Origin of the sequence: Streptomyces djakartensis (assembly GCF_014651075.1) — a bacterium.
Classification (GTDB): domain Bacteria; phylum Actinomycetota; class Actinomycetes; order Streptomycetales; family Streptomycetaceae; genus Streptomyces; species Streptomyces djakartensis.
In genome coordinates this window covers 101,388-116,871 of the sequence record NZ_BMWE01000021.1, presented here as the reverse complement: position 1 = coordinate 116,871, position 15,484 = coordinate 101,388, and the positions used below count along the sequence as shown (strand labels likewise).

Below are 15,484 nucleotides of genomic sequence, written 5' to 3'. Positions count from 1 at the left end.
TCTCTGCTGGTCGCCGCGGACCTGGCGCTGGCCGGGGCGGGGCTGCCCGGGGCGCCGCTGTTCGCGGTGGCGGCCGCCGCGATCGGCGCCGCCGCCCTGGTGGCGGGCCTGCGGGCATGTGCGCGTTCCGAGTCGCTCACCGACTGGCCGGCCGCCCTGCGGGCGGCCGGGCGGGACACCGTGCGAGACACGGGTGGCAGTGCCCTGGTGCTGCTGGCGGTGGCGACGGCCGCCGCGTGCGCCTGGATGCTGGTGCCGCTCGCCCTGCTCGTCCCGGGGCCGCTGGCGTTGGCGCTGACAGCGGTCGACCTGCGGCGCACGAACGGGAGGTGAACCCGCAGGCGGCCGCGGCACGCCGTCGGCTACCGCAACCACAAGACGGCGGGCACGTTCAGCGCCATCGGAAACCGTCTCGGCAGCGCCTTCCACGAGGACCTCGAGCGGGTCCGCGCCGCCTGCTCAACTCACCGCCGCAGCTTGCCACCGATGCTGATCCGCGGCCATGAACGGGCTGCGGCGAGGAGCGTCTGCGCCCGCGCCGACGGGGTGGCGGCGCCCGCCGCCAGGGCCGCCGCGGCGCTCGCGATACCGAGCACCGCGCCCGCGGCCACATCGCCCGGATAGTGCACGCCCGTGTGGATGCGGGAGTAGCCGACGGCGCTCGCCAGCGCCCCGAGCGGCACCGCCGCCGGAGGCAGGACCACACCGACGGCGGTCGCGAACGCGACCGCCGACGCCGTGTGCCCGGAGGGGAACGAGGCCGATGTCGGCATCGGCACGTGCCGGTCGACCGTCACCCGGGCCGCCTCCCGGTCCGGCCGGGCCCGTCGGACCAGTCGCTTGCCGAGCAGGTTGGCGGAGGCCGACGCCACGGCGATCGCACCGACGCCGGCGATCGCGGCCCGGCGCGGGCGTTTCCCGGCCAGCGCCAGGGCGGCGGCGATACCGAACGAGATCTTGGAATGGTCGGCCGCGTGCGACAGGTGGCGCAGCGTCCGGTCGAGGGTGGGCGTGGGGGTGGCGGCCACCGCCGCGTACAGTGCGCCGTCCACAGCCCTGAGATCACTGAGCACGGCGGTCAGGAGCCTGCCGCGTCCGCCCGCGGGCTTCCCGTCGCTCGGGAGCGGACGGGGGGCGTCCGCGTCTGTGGTCGTCGGATCGGTCATGTGCTTCTCCCCGCAGTGGCCTTCCCAGCAAGGTACCGGCACACGCCGGGCGCACGCTCGGCGCCCCCGTGGGCCGGTACCTCATGAGTGCCCAGGCGGCCGTGGCTCATCCTGGTGACCCCGTGCGCCGAGGCCGGGCGCACGCCTCTGCTGAACTGAGCGCATGACGCTTCTGCGCGCCCTCGACCGCTTCCACGCCGGCCGTCCCTGGGACCACAACGCCCGCTTCCACCCCTGGATCCTGCGGCGGTTGCCGCCTCGGGTGGGGAGTGCCCTGGACGTGGGGTGCGGCAGCGGGGACCTCGCCCGGTTGCTCGCCGCCCGGGCCGGGCGGGTGGACGCGGTCGACGCCGACCCGGCGATCACGGCCCGGGCCCGCGAACTGACTCCGCCGGCGGTCCCGGTGACGTATCTGGTGGCTGACGCGCCGGCCGGGCTGCCCGAGCGGTCCTACGACGTCATCACCTGTGTCGCGGTGCTCCATCATCTCCCGTTCACCGAGGCCCTCGAAGCCTTCCGTGACCGTCTGGCGCCCGGCGGCACGCTGGTGGTCGTCGGCGTGTCGAGGGAGCGGACGCCCGTCGACCACCTGCTCGGCATCGTGTCGATCCCGCTCAACATCGTCATGGCGCTGCTGAAGAACCGGGGCCGCCGGGCAGCCCGCCCGGTTTCGATGACCGCGCCGAACCGGCCGCCCGGCATGACCTTCCCCGAGGTTGCCCGCGAGGCGCGTGCGCTCCTGCCCGGCGCACGCCTGCGCCGCCACCTGTTCTGGCGCCACACGCTGGTGTGGCGCAACGACCGACCGCCCCTTCAGCACCCGGCGACTTGACTTGATACCCCCTGGGGGTATGGTGAACAGTAATGGAGTCCCCGCGGTCGAGCGGGAGGCCCGTTCTTCGAGGAGACGTCGGCCATGAACACCGGACTGAAGATCACGACCTTCGCGGCCGTCCTGGCCGCGACCTTCGGCACGGCCTACGGCGTCGGCCAGGGCATCGCCCCCGTGACCGCCGGCAGCCCGCCGAAGCACGAGGACGAGCACACCGGATCCGCCCCGCGGCCACAGGAGGGCGGCGGGCACGCCGGACACGAAACGCCCCCGGCCGGCGGACTGCAGATCTCCGAGGACGGCTACACCCTGGACCTCGAGACCCCGCGTGTCACCGCCGGGCAGCGCGCCGACCTGCGCTTCACCGTCCGCGACGGCAGCGGCCGGGCCGTCACCGCCTACCAGCGCGAACACGACAAGGAACTCCACCTCGTCGTGGCCTCGCGCGACCTGGTCACCTACCGCCACCTGCACCCCGCCCGCGCCGCCGACGGCACCTGGAGCACCCCGGTCGACCTGCCCGGCGCGGGTGCCTACCGCGTCTTCGCCGACTTCACCCCGGCGGCGAAGGACGCCCGCAACCTCACCCTCGGCGCGGACCTCGCCGCCTCCGGCACGTACCGGCCGGAGAAACTCCCGCCGGTGAGCACCACGGCCAGGGCCGACGGCTACGAGGTCGAGCTGGCAGGCGCCCTGCGCCCCGGGAGGGCGGGCGAACTGAAGCTGAAGGTCTCGCGCGACGGCGAGGCCGTCACGAACCTCCAGCCCTACCTCGGTGCCTACGGCCACCTCGTGGCCCTGCGCTCCGGCGACCTCGCCTACCTGCACGTCCACCCCAACGGCGAACCCGGCGACGGGAAGACCACGCCCGGCCCGGACATCTCCTTCACGGCCACGGCCCCGAGCGCCGGGTCCTACCGCCTGTTCCTCGACTTCAAGCACGAAGGAAAGGTCCACACGGCGGCCTTCACCGTCCGGGCCGGCGCAGCGACCGCCGCCGATCCGGGTACCCCCCAGGGGCACCCGGGCGACGGGCACGGGCACGGGCACGGGCACTGAGCCTCAGCCGAGCGCCCGGTCCAGGTTGAAGGCCGCGCTGATCAGCGCCAGATGCGTGAACGCCTGAGGGAAGTTGCCCTGCTGCTCCCCGGTGTGGCTGATCTCCTCGGCGTACAGGCCGAGATGGTTGGCGTACGTCAGCATCTTCTCGAAGGCGAGGCGCGCCTCGTCGATCCGGCCGGCGTGCACCAGGGCCTCGACGTACCAGAACGAGCAGATGGAGAAGGTGCCCTCGTCGCCGCGCAGGCCGTCCGGGCTGGAGTGCGGGTCGTAGCGGTAGACCAGCGAGTCCGAGACCAGCTCCTCGGTGAGCGCGTCCAGCGTCGACAGCCACTTGGGGTCGGTCGGGGCGATGAACTTCGTCAGCGGCATCATCAGCACGGCCGCGTCCAGGACGTCCCCGTCCTCGTGCTGGACGAAGGCCCGGCGCGTCCCGGACCAGCCGCGTCTCATGATCCGCCGGTAGATCGTGTCGCGGCACTCCCGCCAGCGCGGCAGGTCGGCGGGCAGGCCGCGCCGGTGCGCCATCCGGATGGCCCGCTCGATCGCCACCCAGCACATCAGCCGCGAGTACAGGAAGTTCTTGCGCCCGCCGCGGGTCTCCCAGATTCCCTCGTCGGGCTGGTCCCAGTGCGCGCACACCCAGTCCACCAGCGCGCACATGTCGTCCCACTGGTCGCTGGAGATGGGCTTGGCCCACTTGTCGTAGAGGTAGATCGAGTCGATGAGCGCACCGTAGATGTCGAGCTGGAGCTGGTCCGCCGCCGCGTTGCCGACCCGGACCGGCGCGGATCCCTGATGGCCCTCGAGATGGTCCAGTTCCCGCTCGGGCAACTCGGAGCGGCCGTCGATGCCGTACATGATCTGCAGCGGGCCGGAGGGCTTGCCGTCGCCCGGGCTGATGTGCCGGGTCACGAAGTCCATGAACGCCTCGGCCTCGTCGCTGAAGCCCAGCCGCAGCAGGGCGTACACGCAGAACGCAGCGTCGCGCACCCACACGTACCGGTAGTCCCAGTTGCGTTCGCCGCCGAACCGCTCGGGCAGACTCGTCGTCGGCGCGGCCACGATCGCCCCGGTCGGCGCGTAGGTGAGCAGCTTCAGCGTCAGGGCCGAGCGGTGCACCATCTCCCGCCAGCGGCCCTTGTACCGGGAGGCCGACAGCCAGCGCCGCCAGTACGCCACCGTCGCCGCGAACTGTTCCTCCGCCTCGGTGCGGGCGCAGCGGCGTGGCGCCACATCCCCGCCGACCTTGTCCAGTGCGAACACCGCAGACTCGCCCTCGGAGAGCTTGAACTCGCCGCGCACGTCCGGCCCGTCCGGCTCCAGCGGCACGGTCGCGGTCAGCGCGAGCGCCATCCCCTCCGCCTCGAAGAGCGCCGTGTCACCGCCCGGCCGCACGGTGTGCGGCCGGGCGCCGTAGTCGAACCGGGGGGCCACGCGGGTACGGAACGGGATCGAGCCGCGCACGCACACCACCCGGCGGATCAGCCGGTGCCGCTCGGCCTCCGCCGGCCCGCCCCCGACCGGCATGAAGTCCTGCACCTCGCCGACGCCGTCCTCGGTGAAGAACCGGGTGATCAGCACGTTGGTGTCGGGGAAGTAGAACTGCTTGGTCCTGGCCGGTACGGTCGCCGCCAGTTCGAAGCAGCCGCCACGCGTCGCGTCCAGGATCGAGGCGAACACGCTGGGCGCGTCGAAGGCCGGACAGCAGTACCAGTCGATCGTGCCGTCGGTCCCCACCAGGGCCACACTGCGCAGATCGCCGATCAGCCCGTGCTCGGCGATCGGCAGGTACCCACGGACACCGGGCGCGCCCCGGTCCTGTGCCGTTCCGCCCATGACAGCCTCCCTGCCCGGTAGGCGCCTCAGCCCCAGCCTAGTGCCGCGGCAGGCGACGTTCCGCCCCGTCGCGACGCCCGGCACGCCGAGGGCACGCACCGGACGCCGCTCCTCGACGGGTGAACGTCGCCTGCCCGGGCGGTAGGGGTGTCCGCGAGGCCCCGCCTGCCCCGCGACGCACGGCACGGCCCCCGAGTTCTCCGTATCGCTCGGGCAGGGGCACCCCGAGACGCCGTAGCGCCCGCTCTCCGGGCGGACGACGGGAAGCGCTGCGAACACCTCTCGCAGTCGCCCGCGGGCCGCCGCTGTCAGACCGTGACGACCCGCAGCCCGGCCTCCTCGAACGCCCGTACCGTCGGCGCGCCGGCCGCCGTGTCCGTGACCAGCGTGTCCACCGCCCCGGCCGCACAGATCCGGGCGAACGCCCGCTTCCCCAGCTTGCTGGAATCGGCCGCCACCACCACCCGCTCCGCCCGTTCGCACAGCAACCGGTTGATCGCGGCCTCCGCCTCGTCATGCGCCGCGGCACCGTGCGTGACGTCGAAGGCGACGACGCCGAGCACCGCCACGTCCACGGTGATCTGCCCCAGCACCCCGTCCGCGAGCGGCCCGACCAGCTCGTACGACTGGGCCCGTGCCACCCCGCCGGTCAGCACGATCTTGAACTGTGGCCGTACCGCCAGCTCGGCCGCGATGTTCAGCGCGTTCGTCACCACGGTCAGCGCGGGCGACCCGGAGGCCAGATCCCCGCGCACGGCCAGGGCTCGAGCCACCTCGGTGGTGGTGGTGCCGCCGGTGAGCCCGACCGCCTCACCCGGAGCGACCAGGTCCGCCACCGCCTTCGCGATGCGCTGTTTCTCGGAGGCGTGGCGGGCCGTCTTGTAGCGCAGCGGCAGTTCGTACGACACGCCGTGCACCACCGCGCCGCCCCGCGTGCGCACCAGCATCTGCTGCTCGGCGAGCCCGTCGAAGTCCCGGCGGATCGTCGCCGCCGACACGCCGAGCTCCGCGGCCGCCTCCTCGACGTCCAGCCGGCCCCGCTCGACGAGCAGTTCCAGCAGCGCCTGCCAGCGGGCGTCGCGCGACATCCGCACCCTCCACGTCTCGGTCTCCGGGCGACCCTAGCGCACCACGGCCCCGGCGAATGCTTGATGATGCTCGAAACAAGGCGCTATCTTGCAGGAACAATCAAAGCGGAGGGCGCGGTATGACGCATGTCGAGGACGAGCTGACCAGTCAGCCCGAGTGCTGGACGCGCGCCGCGTCGGAGGCGGCGCGGTTCGCCGAAGCGCTCCCAGTGCCGGGGGAGCGGGTCGCGATCGTCGGCTGCGGCACCTCGTACTTCATGGCGCAGGCCGCCGCGGCCCTGCGCGAGAGCACGGGCCAGGGCGAGACCGACGCCTTCGCCGCCTCGGAGTTCCCGCACGGCCGCCGCTACGACCGGGTCGTCGCCCTCACCCGCTCCGGCACGACGACCGAAGTCCTCGACCTGCTCGGCGGGTTGAAGGGCCGCACCCGCACCACAGCGATCACGGCCGACCCGGACACGCCGGTGATGACGGCCGCCGACGAGATCGCCGTCCTGGACTTCGCGGACGAACGCTCCGTCGTCCAGACCCGGTTCGCCACCACGGCCCTCACCCTGCTCCGTGCCCACCTCGGTCTCCACCCCGACGCCGCCGTCACCGACGCGCGCACCGCCCTGGCCGGGCCCCTGCCCCAAGGACTCGTGGAGTGCACCCAGTTCACCTTCCTGGGACGCGGCTGGACCGTCGGCGTGGCGGGCGAGGCCGCGCTGAAGATGCGCGAGGCGTCGCTGTCCTGGGCCGAGGCGTACCCGGCGATGGAGTACCGGCACGGACCCATCAGCGTCACCACCAGCTCCACCGCGACCTGGATGTTCGGTGAGGCGCCCGACGGGCTGGCGGAACAGGTGCGGTCCACCGGCGGATCGTGGATCGAGGGGCGGCTCGACCCGCTCGCAGAACTCGTCCGCGTCCAGCGCCTCGCGGTCGCCGTCGCCGCCTCCCGCGGCCTCGACCCGGACCGCCCGCGCCACCTGACGCGCTCGGTGATCCTCGCGCCCTGACCGCCGACCCTGGAGACACCGTGCCCCTCACCACCACCGCGGAGCTCGTCACCCGCGCCGCCGCGGCCCGTTCGGCCGTCGCCTCGTTCAACGTCATCACCCTGGAACACGTCGAGGCCGTCGTCGCCGGCGCCGAGTCCGCGCACGCCCCCGTCGTCCTCCAGGTCAGCGAGAACGCGGTCAGGTTCCGCGGCGGACGGCTCCTCCCGCTCGCCCGCGCCGCCGTCGCCGCCGCCGAACACGCCGCCGTGCCCGTCGCGTTGCACCTCGACCACGTACAGAGCGAGGCACTCCTGCGCCAGGCGGCGGAGGCCGGTTTCAGCTCCGTGATGTACGACGCGGCCCGGCTGCCCTACGCCGAGAACCTCGCCGCGACCAGGGCTGCCGTCGACTGGGCGCACGGCCGAGGGCTGTGGATCGAGGCCGAGCTGGGGCAGATCGGCGGGAAGAACGGCAGACCCCCGCTGGACGCCCACGCCCCGGGCGCCCGCACCGACCCCGGCGAGGCCCGTTCCTTCGTCGCCGACTCCGGCGTGGACGCCCTGGCCGTCGCCATCGGCAGCGCCCACGCCATGACCACCCGCACCGCCACCCTCGACCACGCCCTCCTCGCACGGCTGTCCGCCACCCTGGACGTCCCGCTCGTCCTGCACGGCTCCTCGGGCGTTCCGGACGACGAACTCACCGCCGCCGTCGAGGGCGGCATCGCCAAGGTCAACATCGGCACAGCCCTGAACATCGCGCTGACCGGCGCGATCCGGGACTTCCTCGCCGAACGCCCCGATGCGGTCGACCCGCGCGGCTACCTGACGGTGGCGCGGGAGGCGATGACACGGGCGGTGGCCCGGACCCTGAAGGTCCTCGGCGGTCCAGGACCCGGCAGCCGGCATGCCCTCGGCGGGGCTACCGCTTGACGGCCTTCAGCACCACGAACTTGCGGTCGCTCGCCACCAGATGACTGTTGCCGAACAGCCGCCGCAGCGTGACGTGGTAGCCCAGATGCCGGTTGCCGATCACCCACAGCTCACCGCCCGGCCGCAGCGTGCGCCGCGCCCCGGTGAACATCCGCCAGGCGGTGGCGTCCGTCGTCGCCTGGTGCGAGTGGAACGGCGGATTGTTCAGGACCAGGTCGACGCTGCCGGACGGCACGCCCGCCAGCCCGTCGCCCACCCGGAACTCGGCGTGCCCGGGCACGCCGTTCGCCCTGTACGTCGCCTCCGCCGAGGCCACCGCCTGGAACGACTCGTCCACGAACAGCACCTCGGCGGCCGGGTCGGCCAGCGCCACCGAGGTACCGACCACGCCGTTGCCGCACCCCAGGTCCACCACCCGCCTGCCGCCCGGGCCACTCGGCAGATGCCGGAGGAAGAACCGCGTCCCGATGTCGAGCCGGTCCGCGCAGAAAACCCCCGCGTGGTTGACGACCGTGCGCCCCGCCGCCGGGCCGATGCCGTCCGGGAGCGTGTAGACGTACGGCCACGGACTGTCGGGCCGCTCCAGCGCGGGGTCCGGTGTGCAGAAGACCAGCCGGGCCTTCTTCTCGGCGAGCGAGGTGCGGGTCGGGCCGAGGATCCGCTCGAAGAGCCGGAGCGTCGAGGTGTGGATCTCCTTCACCATGCCGGTGCCGACCACGACCGTCCCCGCGTGCACCGCCGGTGCCAGCCGCAGCAACTGGTCCTCCAGCAGCGCCAGGCTCTTCGGCACCCGCACCAGCAGCACGTCGATCCTTCCCGGCGGCGGATCCTGCGTGGTGAGCAGCCGCACCGCACCGGGTTCCGCCCCGGCCCGCGCGAGGTTCGCCCGCGTGGCCTCCTGCGCCAGGTACGAGTCGGTGATCTGCACCGGCCGGTGCGCCGCCAGCGCCGTGACCAGCGCGCCCCAGCGGTCCCCGACGACCACCACCGTGCCCGACAGCGGGACCCGCTCCCCGGCCAGATGTCTCAGCAGATACTCGTCGGAGGCGTCCCAGGCACGCAGCCTGTCACGCGGGTCCTCGGGAAAACGGCTCAGCGCGAGCTCGCCCCACGGCGTCGTCATACGGTCGTCCATCGTGCGTCAAGGCTAGCCGAGCCGCAGCTCACGACCGGTGGGGGAGGATGGGAGGCATGGACGCCGAGCTGTTCCCGCGGGAACGTACGGAGGTCGCACCGGGCGCGGTGCACGTGCCGGACTGGCTGGACGCGCGGCAGCAGCGAGAGCTGCTGGAGGCCTGCCGTGCCTGGGCACGCCCACCGGCCGGGCTGCGCACGGTCCGCACGCCGGGCGGCGGCACCATGACCGCCCGGCAGGTGTGCCTGGGCTGGCACTGGTACCCGTACGCCTACGCCCGCACGGTCGTCGACGGCGACGGCGCCCCGGTCAAGCCGTTCCCGGGCTGGCTGGGTGAGCTGGGCAGCCGGGCGGTGCTGGACGCGCTGGACGAAAGGGCCGCGGCCTATGACATCGCCCTCATCAACTTCTACGACGGCGACGCCCGCATGGGCATGCACCGCGACAGCGACGAGAAGTCGGACGCGCCGGTGGTGTCGCTGAGCCTCGGCGACACCTGCGTCTTCCGCTTCGGCAACGCCGAGACCCGCACCCGGCCCTACACCGACGTCGAGCTGCGAAGCGGCGACCTGTTCGTCTTCGGCGGCCCGTCCCGCCTCGCCCACCACGGTGTTCCCCGGGTACACGCGGGCACGGCGCCACCCGGACTGGGACTGACAGGACGGCTCAACATCACGCTCCGGGTCAGCGGGCTGTAGGCCGCCGGCCCGGCGGATCATGGGAGACTCGCCCTCATGAGCGGGAAGGCGGACCCCCGGCCGGCGGGGGATGGGAGCACCTCGAGGACGCGGCTGGAACGGGGGCGATCAGCCCTCGGGCCCGCACTGGAACTCGTGCACACCGGACGCGCCCCGACCCGGGCCGTGCTCACCGCCGAACTCGGGGTGACCCGGGCGACGGCCGGCGCGGTCGCCGCCGAACTGGAGGCACTCGGGCTGATCCGGGTCGACGCCCGGCCCGCCGCGGCGGCCGGCTCGCAGGGCAGGCCCTCGCACAAACTGGCCGTCGCCGACGAAGGGCCCGTCGCGCTCGCCGCCCAGGTGCACGCGGACGGGTTCCGGGCGGCGCTGGTCGGACTGGGCGGCCGGATCGTCGCCACCACGCCAGGCTGCGAGGTCGTCGACGCGGACCCGGCGAAGGTGCTCGCCTCCGTGGTCACGGCGGGCGCCGAACTGCTGCGCGGGACCGGGCGCCGGTGCGTGGGCGCGGGACTCGCCGTACCGTCCGCGGTCGCCGAACCGGAGGGCCTGGCACTCAACCCCCTGCACCTGGCCTGGCCCGCGGGCGCGCCGGTGCGGGACATCTTCGCCGAGCAGGTGCGCGCGGCCGGCATCGAAGGACCCGCGTTCGCCGCGAACGACGTCAACCTCGCCGCGCTCGCCGAGCACCGGCACGGCGCCGGACGCGGCGCCCGCGACCTGCTGTGCGTGGCCACCGGCCACCGGGGCGTCGGCGGCGCGCTCGTCCTGGACGGCCGCCTGCACCGGGGCAGTTCGGGCCTCGCGCTGGAGGTCGGACACCTCACCGTGCACCCCGAGGGCCGCCCCTGCCACTGCGGCAGTCGCGGCTGCCTGGACGTGGAGACCGACCCGCTGGCCTTCCTCACAGAGGCGGGGCGCCAGCCCGGCCCCGAGGTCTCCCTGCTCCAGCAGTCCATCGACCTGGTCCGCCACCACTACGACGACCCGGGCGTGCGCGCCGCCACGGACGTCCTCATCGACCGGCTCGGCCTCGGGCTCGCCGGGCTGGTCAACATCCTCAACCCGGACCGGATCATCCTCGGCGGCCTGCACCGCACCCTCCTGGACGCCGACCCCGGCCGGCTCCGCGCGGTCGTCGCCGACCGCAGCCTGTGGGGCCAGAGCGGCGGCGTCCCGATCCTGCCGTGCACGCTCGACCACAACAGCCTGGTGGGCGCGGCCGAACTGGCGTGGCAGCCGGTGCTGGACGATCCGCTGGGGGCACTCGGCTAGGGGGTGTCCGCAAACCGACCCCGGGCGGAACGTGCGAGGGGGCTCATCGCGGTGGGCGGGAACGGGCGGCAGGCTTGCCCGCGCCGCTTCCGGGCAGGCTCGCCGAGAGCGGGCAGGCTGGTCCCCGGGCAGCACGCCCGCACCGCACCGACGAGGAAGTTGACGCAATGACCGACAAGCTCACCGTGAGCGTCCTGGGCACGGGCATCATGGGCGCCGCGATGGCCCGCAACCTCGTCCGGGCCGGGCACGCGGTCCGCGCCTGGAACCGCACCCGCGCCAAGGCCGAGCCGCTGGCCGCCGAGGGCGTGCACATCGCGGACAGCCCCGCGCTGGCGGTCCGGGGCAGCGATGTCGTCCTGACCATGCTCCACGACGGTGCCGCCGCCCTGGACACGATGCGCCAGGCCGCCCCCGCCCTGCGGCGCGGCACCGTCTGGGTGCAGTCCACGACCGCCGGCATCGAGTCGACCGGCACCCTGGCCGCCTTCGCCGGCGAGCACGGACTGGTCTTCTACGACGCACCCGTCCTGGGCACCCGCCAGCCCGCCGAGGCCGGAAAGCTCACCGTGCTCGCCGCCGGCCCCACCGAGGGCCGCGAGAAGGTGACCCCGGTCTTCGACGCCGTCGGTGTCCGCACGGTGTGGGCCGGCGAGGACGGGGCGGCGGCCGGGGCCACCCGGCTGAAGCTGGTCGCCAACAGCTGGGTCCTCGCGGTCACGGCCGCCGCCGGCGAGTCCCTGGCGCTGGCGAAGGCCCTCGACGTCGACCCGGCCGGCTTCCTCGACCTCATTGCCGGAGGCCCGCTCGACATGGGCTATCTGCGCGCCAAGTGCGACCTGGTCCTGGGCAACCGCTTGACTCCGCCCCAGTTCGCGGTGACCACGGCCGCCAAGGACGCCCGCCTGATCGTCGAGGCCGGCGCCGCGGGCGGCGTCCGCCTGGACGTCGCCGAAGCGGCCACCGCCCGGATGGAGCGTGCCGCCGCCCAGGGCCACGGCGACGAGGACATGGCCGCGGCCTACTTCGCCAGCTTCGACGAGAAGCCGTCCGTCTGACCCGTCTGGACCCACCCTGGAGGTACCCCTCATGTCCAAGCCGCCGCTGCCGCCCGAGGCCGAGGCCCTGCTGAGCCGGCCCAACCCGTGCGTCATGGCCACCCTGCGCTCCGACGGCACACCGGTCTCGACCGCCACGTGGTACGCGTGGAAGGACGGGCGAGTGCTGATCAACCTCGACGCCGGCCGGGTCCGCCTGAAGCACCTGCGCCGCGACCCACGCGTGACGCTCACCGTCCTCGCCGGTGACGACTGGTACACCCACGTCACCCTCATCGGCCGCGTCACCGAGATGTACGACGACGAGGACCTGACCGACATCGACCTCCTCGCCCGGCACTACTTGGGCAAGCCCTACCCTGACCGGGTCCGGCCCCGGGTCAGCGCCTGGATCGAGGTGGACCGCTGGCACGGCTGGGGCGAGATGAAGGACAGCGACCAGGCCGGGGGCTGAGGCCGGCGGCCACGCCGGTCAGCGCCACTCCACGGCGAACGCCCGGCCCGGGTTCTCCGTGAGGATGCGCCCCACCAGTTCCTCGCCCACGGCGTGCACGAGCCGCGGACGCACCCGGCGCAGCAGATACGGCATGCCGGGGCCGCCGCCCACCGAGCGGGCGGCGGCCGTCGTGGTGTCAGCGCCCAGCAGCAGCCGGTCACCGAACCCGGCGTCGGCGAGCGCCCGTACGGCGTCCGGCATCCGCCAGTCCGTGGCGTGGTGCGCCCGCGACGGGCCGTCGAAGGCCAGATAGCAGCCGTACTCCGCCGCCTGCCGGTGCACCACCGGGTCGGGGAAGCGGTTCAGGTGCCCGAGCACCACACGGTGCGGCGGCACTCCCAACTCCCCGCACAACAGGTCCAGTACGTCGAGCACGCCGGTGCCCAGCTCCAAGTGCACGGCGACGGTCACGCCCGTGGCGTGGTGCGCCTCGGCCGCCGCCGCCATGGTCCAGCGGGCGTGCGCGTCCAGGGTGTGGAAACCACCCGCGACCTTGACCAGCCCCGCCCGCACCCCCGGCACGCCGATACCCGTGGTCAGTTCGGAGACGAACACCTCGGCGAGCCGGCCACGCAGCGCGTCGAGCGTGTCCTCGTCGTAGTGCACGGCCTGGTGCAGACCGGTCGCCGCCACCACGTGCACGCCGGTCTCCCGGGACAGCGCCGGCAGATCGGCGGCCCGCCGACCGAGTCCGTACGGCGTCCACTGCACCACGGCCTGCCCGCCCTGGTCCCGGAACGCGACCAGCTCCGCCCGCGCCGCGGCCACGCTGCGCAGTTCCTGGCCCGGCAGCCGGGGAGTGCCGAAGAACAGGTGGTCGTGGGCGTCACACACGCCCAGAGCTCCGGGTGCCACGTCCCCCAGCACCGTACGGACCGCGCTCACCACTGGCGCCCCCGCGGCAACCGGTCCAGGCCCGGCGCCGACAGGTGCAGCACCTCGAAGAGGTCGCCGTCGGCCCTGGGCGTGTCGTGTTCCCAGAGGGAGAAGTGCACCAGTTCCCAGCGGCGCGTGTCGACGGCCGCCGCGGCGAGCAGCACCCCGTCCTCCGCCGCCAGCCGCCGGGTCTCACGCACGGCGTCCTGCACCGTCTCGGCCAACACACCCGTGTCCGGCACCGGTTGACAGCGCCGTACCGCGAACCGCGCGTTCGCAGCGGCTCCTTCCTCGAACGCGAGCCCCGTCCACTGCCGCACGGACGGACGCCCGAAGTCGTCACTGAGTCCCTGGAACCCGCCGCCCCAGAGGAAGGCGTTCATGCCCTCGACGGTGTTCCACAGATAGAAGGGCGCGTACTGGTTGACCGGCGAGCCGCGCAGTCCGCGCTCGCGCACCAGATAGGCCTTGAGGCCGAGTCCGTCCCAGTCGTCGAGCAGATGCCCCCGCCGGGCGACACGGTCGCGGATGACGCCCATGTCGTAGTCGGCGGGCAGGATCGGTCCGTACTGCATGGCATGCACGGCGGCCTCCTCAGGCGGGTCGGGGTGCCAAGAGGGACAGCAGGCCCCGCACTCCGGCGTCGAACGCCTCCGGCGAGCCGGAGGCGCGGGCGAGGACGTAACCGCCCTGGACGGTCGCGACGATCGCGGACGCGATCTCCTCGCCGTTCAGCGAGGGGGCGAACAGCCCCTGCTCCCTGCCCTCCTCGACGATTCCCGCGAGCCGCCCACGGAGCCAGTCGAGCGTCTCGTCGACCGGTGCGCGCAGCTCGTCGCTGGCGATCACGTCCGGGTCCATGGTCAGCCGGCCGATCGGGCAGCCCCGCAGCACGTCCCGCTCCCGCCGCAGATACGCCTCGACCCGTTCGTAGGGCGTGCCGGGGCCGTCGAGTACCGCCGCGGCGCCGGCCCGCATCTCCTGTGCCGTCCGCCGGATCGCGGCCAGCGCGAGATCGGGCTTGCCCTTGAAGTGGTGATACATACTGCCCTGCCCGGCGTCCGCCCGCTCCAGGATCGCCTTGGGGCTCGTGCCCACGTAGCCGCGCTCCCACAGCAGCTCGCGAGTGGACTCGATCAGCCGTTCCGAAGTACTCATGCCCTCACTGTACATACTAGTAGTTACAGAAGTCGAGACGGGGATCGGCGTGCGGTGAGGACGTCAAGGGGCGCGCCGGTTCCCGGCGCGCCCCGGCGGTCGTGTGGGCGGGCGCCCCGGGTCGACGGCACCCGGTGGCGTACGTTGCGGCGGCACTCCCCGGACGGGAAGGGTGGTCACCGCCCGGTCAACCGGCAACGGCCGACCGGGCGGGAGTGTGTTCGGGCCGCAGTCCCTCGGTGGCGTGCGCGACCTCCGCGAACCTGCGCGCGGGCTTCTCCTGGGCCGCGCGCCGGGTCCGTCGCGACGGTGCCGCCGGCGTGGGGGCGGAGGCCGGCAGAGTGAACCACACGACCTTGCCACCCGACTCGCCGTCCGGCCGGACGCCCCAGCTCTCGCTCATGGCGGCCACCATCGCCAGCCCGCGCCCGCAGGTCGCCAGCGGCGCGATGTGCCGGGGGTCCTCCAGCACGGGCATCCGGGGGTCGTGGTCGCGCACCGAGACCCTGAGCCGGTCGAGCAGCAGCTCTATCTCCACGGTGCACGTCTTGTCGGGCTGGGCGTGCCGGTGGACGTTGGACAACAGCTCCGTCACGCCGAGCGAGGCCCGGTCGATCAGGGCATCCAGATGCCAGTAGCGCAACTGCGCAGATACGATTCTGCGGACCTGGCCGATCCGCGACGGCAGGGCTTGGAGCTCCACCGTGCAGTGCCTGCTTGGGTAGCTGATCACGGCTGCGACTCCCCGACGTGAGGTCCGGAAGAACACGGAGTTCGGATCCAGCAGGGCGCTTTCCTGACGCTGCCGCCCGCTGTCGTGGCCGGCGGGCTGGTTCGCAGCGTTATCGCCGGTAAACCCAGAGTTACGTGAGACCAGAGTGGGGCAGGG

General features: G+C 73.6%; 16 protein-coding genes and 1 pseudogene. 9 read left to right on the top strand and 8 right to left on the bottom strand.

The genetic code is table 11. The annotated features are described in order from the left end of the window. Positions 1–333, top strand: a pseudogene (locus tag IE212_RS28835) (hypothetical protein); the annotation flags it as partial. Between the two features lie 131 nt (positions 334–464). Here IE212_RS28835 and IE212_RS28830 read toward each other — a convergent pair. Beyond that, on the bottom strand, positions 465–1,166 hold the full coding sequence (locus tag IE212_RS28830) for a phosphatase PAP2 family protein (RefSeq protein WP_190200901.1): 702 nt from the start codon (positions 1,164–1,166) through the stop codon (positions 465–467). Between the two features lie 163 nt (positions 1,167–1,329). Here IE212_RS28830 and IE212_RS28825 point away from each other — a divergent pair, with 163 nt between their 5' ends. Both IE212_RS28825 and IE212_RS28820 read left to right on the top strand, forming a co-directional pair. Continuing rightward, positions 1,330–1,998 carry a class I SAM-dependent methyltransferase gene (locus tag IE212_RS28825; protein ID WP_190200900.1) on the top strand — a complete coding sequence of 223 codons (669 nt, stop codon included), beginning with the start codon at positions 1,330–1,332 and terminating at the stop codon, positions 1,996–1,998. Between the two features lie 84 nt (positions 1,999–2,082). Continuing rightward, complete coding sequence (locus IE212_RS28820; protein WP_190200899.1) at positions 2,083–3,057, top strand: DUF8832 domain-containing protein; 975 nt, start codon at positions 2,083–2,085, stop codon at positions 3,055–3,057. A gap of 3 nt (positions 3,058–3,060) precedes the next feature. Here IE212_RS28820 and IE212_RS28815 read toward each other — a convergent pair whose 3' ends face one another. Together IE212_RS28815 and IE212_RS28810 are read right to left on the bottom strand one after the other, a co-directional pair. Continuing rightward, positions 3,061–4,896 (bottom strand): glycoside hydrolase family 15 protein, encoded by a 1,836-nt coding sequence (locus IE212_RS28815; RefSeq protein WP_190200898.1) that lies wholly within the window; start codon positions 4,894–4,896, stop codon positions 3,061–3,063. Between the two features lie 308 nt (positions 4,897–5,204). Continuing rightward, the gene (locus IE212_RS28810; RefSeq protein WP_190200897.1) at positions 5,205–5,984 is read right to left on the bottom strand and encodes a DeoR/GlpR family DNA-binding transcription regulator; all 780 of its coding nucleotides are present in this window, start codon (positions 5,982–5,984) and stop codon (positions 5,205–5,207) included. Positions 5,985–6,103: 119 nt separating this feature from the next. Between IE212_RS28810 and IE212_RS28805 the strand changes: the two genes are divergently transcribed. After that, positions 6,104–6,985, top strand: a complete 882-nt coding sequence (locus IE212_RS28805; RefSeq protein ID WP_190200896.1) for an SIS domain-containing protein — start codon at positions 6,104–6,106, stop codon at positions 6,983–6,985. A gap of 20 nt (positions 6,986–7,005) precedes the next feature. After that, positions 7,006–7,899, top strand: coding sequence for a class II fructose-bisphosphate aldolase (locus IE212_RS28800; RefSeq protein ID WP_190200895.1), 894 nt, complete (start codon positions 7,006–7,008; stop codon positions 7,897–7,899). Here IE212_RS28800 and IE212_RS28795 read toward each other — a convergent pair. Then, complete coding sequence (locus tag IE212_RS28795) at positions 7,889–9,022, bottom strand: methyltransferase (RefSeq protein WP_190200894.1); 1,134 nt, start codon at positions 9,020–9,022, stop codon at positions 7,889–7,891. The genes IE212_RS28800 and IE212_RS28795 overlap by 11 nt on opposite strands. A 68-nt stretch (positions 9,023–9,090) precedes the next feature. Here IE212_RS28795 and IE212_RS28790 point away from each other — a divergent pair, with 68 nt between their 5' ends. The 4 genes from IE212_RS28790 (at position 9,091) to IE212_RS28775 (ending at position 12,519) form a co-directional block, all read left to right on the top strand. Beyond that, positions 9,091–9,732, top strand: a complete 642-nt coding sequence (locus IE212_RS28790; RefSeq protein ID WP_190200893.1) for an alpha-ketoglutarate-dependent dioxygenase AlkB family protein — start codon at positions 9,091–9,093, stop codon at positions 9,730–9,732. A 36-nt stretch (positions 9,733–9,768) separates the two neighbouring features. After that, on the top strand, positions 9,769–11,007 hold the full coding sequence (locus IE212_RS28785) for an ROK family protein (RefSeq protein ID WP_190200892.1): 1,239 nt from the start codon (positions 9,769–9,771) through the stop codon (positions 11,005–11,007). Between the two features lie 167 nt (positions 11,008–11,174). Beyond that, positions 11,175–12,065, top strand: a complete 891-nt coding sequence (locus IE212_RS28780; RefSeq protein ID WP_190200891.1) for an NAD(P)-dependent oxidoreductase — start codon at positions 11,175–11,177, stop codon at positions 12,063–12,065. Positions 12,066–12,096: 31 nt separating this feature from the next. After that, on the top strand, positions 12,097–12,519 hold the full coding sequence (locus IE212_RS28775; protein ID WP_190200890.1) for a PPOX class F420-dependent oxidoreductase: 423 nt from the start codon (positions 12,097–12,099) through the stop codon (positions 12,517–12,519). An 18-nt stretch (positions 12,520–12,537) separates the two neighbouring features. Here the strand turns inward: IE212_RS28775 and IE212_RS28770 are convergent, their stop codons facing one another. The 4 genes from IE212_RS28770 to IE212_RS28755 all read right to left on the bottom strand — a co-directional run bounded on the left by IE212_RS28770 (position 12,538) and on the right by IE212_RS28755 (position 15,328). Further along, on the bottom strand, positions 12,538–13,446 hold the full coding sequence (locus IE212_RS28770; protein WP_190200889.1) for a phosphotriesterase family protein: 909 nt from the start codon (positions 13,444–13,446) through the stop codon (positions 12,538–12,540). Then, positions 13,443–14,021 (bottom strand): DUF4865 family protein, encoded by a 579-nt coding sequence (locus IE212_RS28765; RefSeq protein WP_190200888.1) that lies wholly within the window; start codon positions 14,019–14,021, stop codon positions 13,443–13,445. The genes IE212_RS28770 and IE212_RS28765 overlap by 4 nt, the downstream gene beginning before the upstream one ends. Before the next feature lie 10 nt (positions 14,022–14,031). Continuing rightward, positions 14,032–14,610 (bottom strand): TetR/AcrR family transcriptional regulator, encoded by a 579-nt coding sequence (locus IE212_RS28760; protein WP_190200887.1) that lies wholly within the window; start codon positions 14,608–14,610, stop codon positions 14,032–14,034. Between the two features lie 172 nt (positions 14,611–14,782). Next, positions 14,783–15,328: an ATP-binding protein gene (locus IE212_RS28755; RefSeq protein ID WP_190200886.1), complete on the bottom strand. Its 546-nt coding sequence runs from the start codon at positions 15,326–15,328 to the stop codon at positions 14,783–14,785. Positions 15,329–15,484: the final 156 nt, after the last annotated feature.

Coding starts and splice junctions, on each gene's coding strand:
- IE212_RS28830 (WP_190200901.1), bottom strand. CDS start 1,166: ATGACCGATCCGACGACCACAGACGCGGACGCCCCCCGTCCGCTCCCG.
- IE212_RS28825 (WP_190200900.1), top strand. CDS start 1,330: ATGACGCTTCTGCGCGCCCTCGACCGCTTCCACGCCGGCCGTCCCTGG.
- IE212_RS28820 (WP_190200899.1), top strand. CDS start 2,083: ATGAACACCGGACTGAAGATCACGACCTTCGCGGCCGTCCTGGCCGCG.
- IE212_RS28815 (WP_190200898.1), bottom strand. CDS start 4,896: ATGGGCGGAACGGCACAGGACCGGGGCGCGCCCGGTGTCCGTGGGTAC.
- IE212_RS28810 (WP_190200897.1), bottom strand. CDS start 5,984: ATGTCGCGCGACGCCCGCTGGCAGGCGCTGCTGGAACTGCTCGTCGAG.
- IE212_RS28805 (WP_190200896.1), top strand. CDS start 6,104: ATGACGCATGTCGAGGACGAGCTGACCAGTCAGCCCGAGTGCTGGACG.
- IE212_RS28795 (WP_190200894.1), bottom strand. CDS start 9,022: ATGACGACGCCGTGGGGCGAGCTCGCGCTGAGCCGTTTTCCCGAGGAC.
- IE212_RS28790 (WP_190200893.1), top strand. CDS start 9,091: ATGGACGCCGAGCTGTTCCCGCGGGAACGTACGGAGGTCGCACCGGGC.
- IE212_RS28785 (WP_190200892.1), top strand. CDS start 9,769: ATGAGCGGGAAGGCGGACCCCCGGCCGGCGGGGGATGGGAGCACCTCG.
- IE212_RS28780 (WP_190200891.1), top strand. CDS start 11,175: ATGACCGACAAGCTCACCGTGAGCGTCCTGGGCACGGGCATCATGGGC.
- IE212_RS28775 (WP_190200890.1), top strand. CDS start 12,097: ATGTCCAAGCCGCCGCTGCCGCCCGAGGCCGAGGCCCTGCTGAGCCGG.
- IE212_RS28760 (WP_190200887.1), bottom strand. CDS start 14,610: ATGTACAGTGAGGGCATGAGTACTTCGGAACGGCTGATCGAGTCCACT.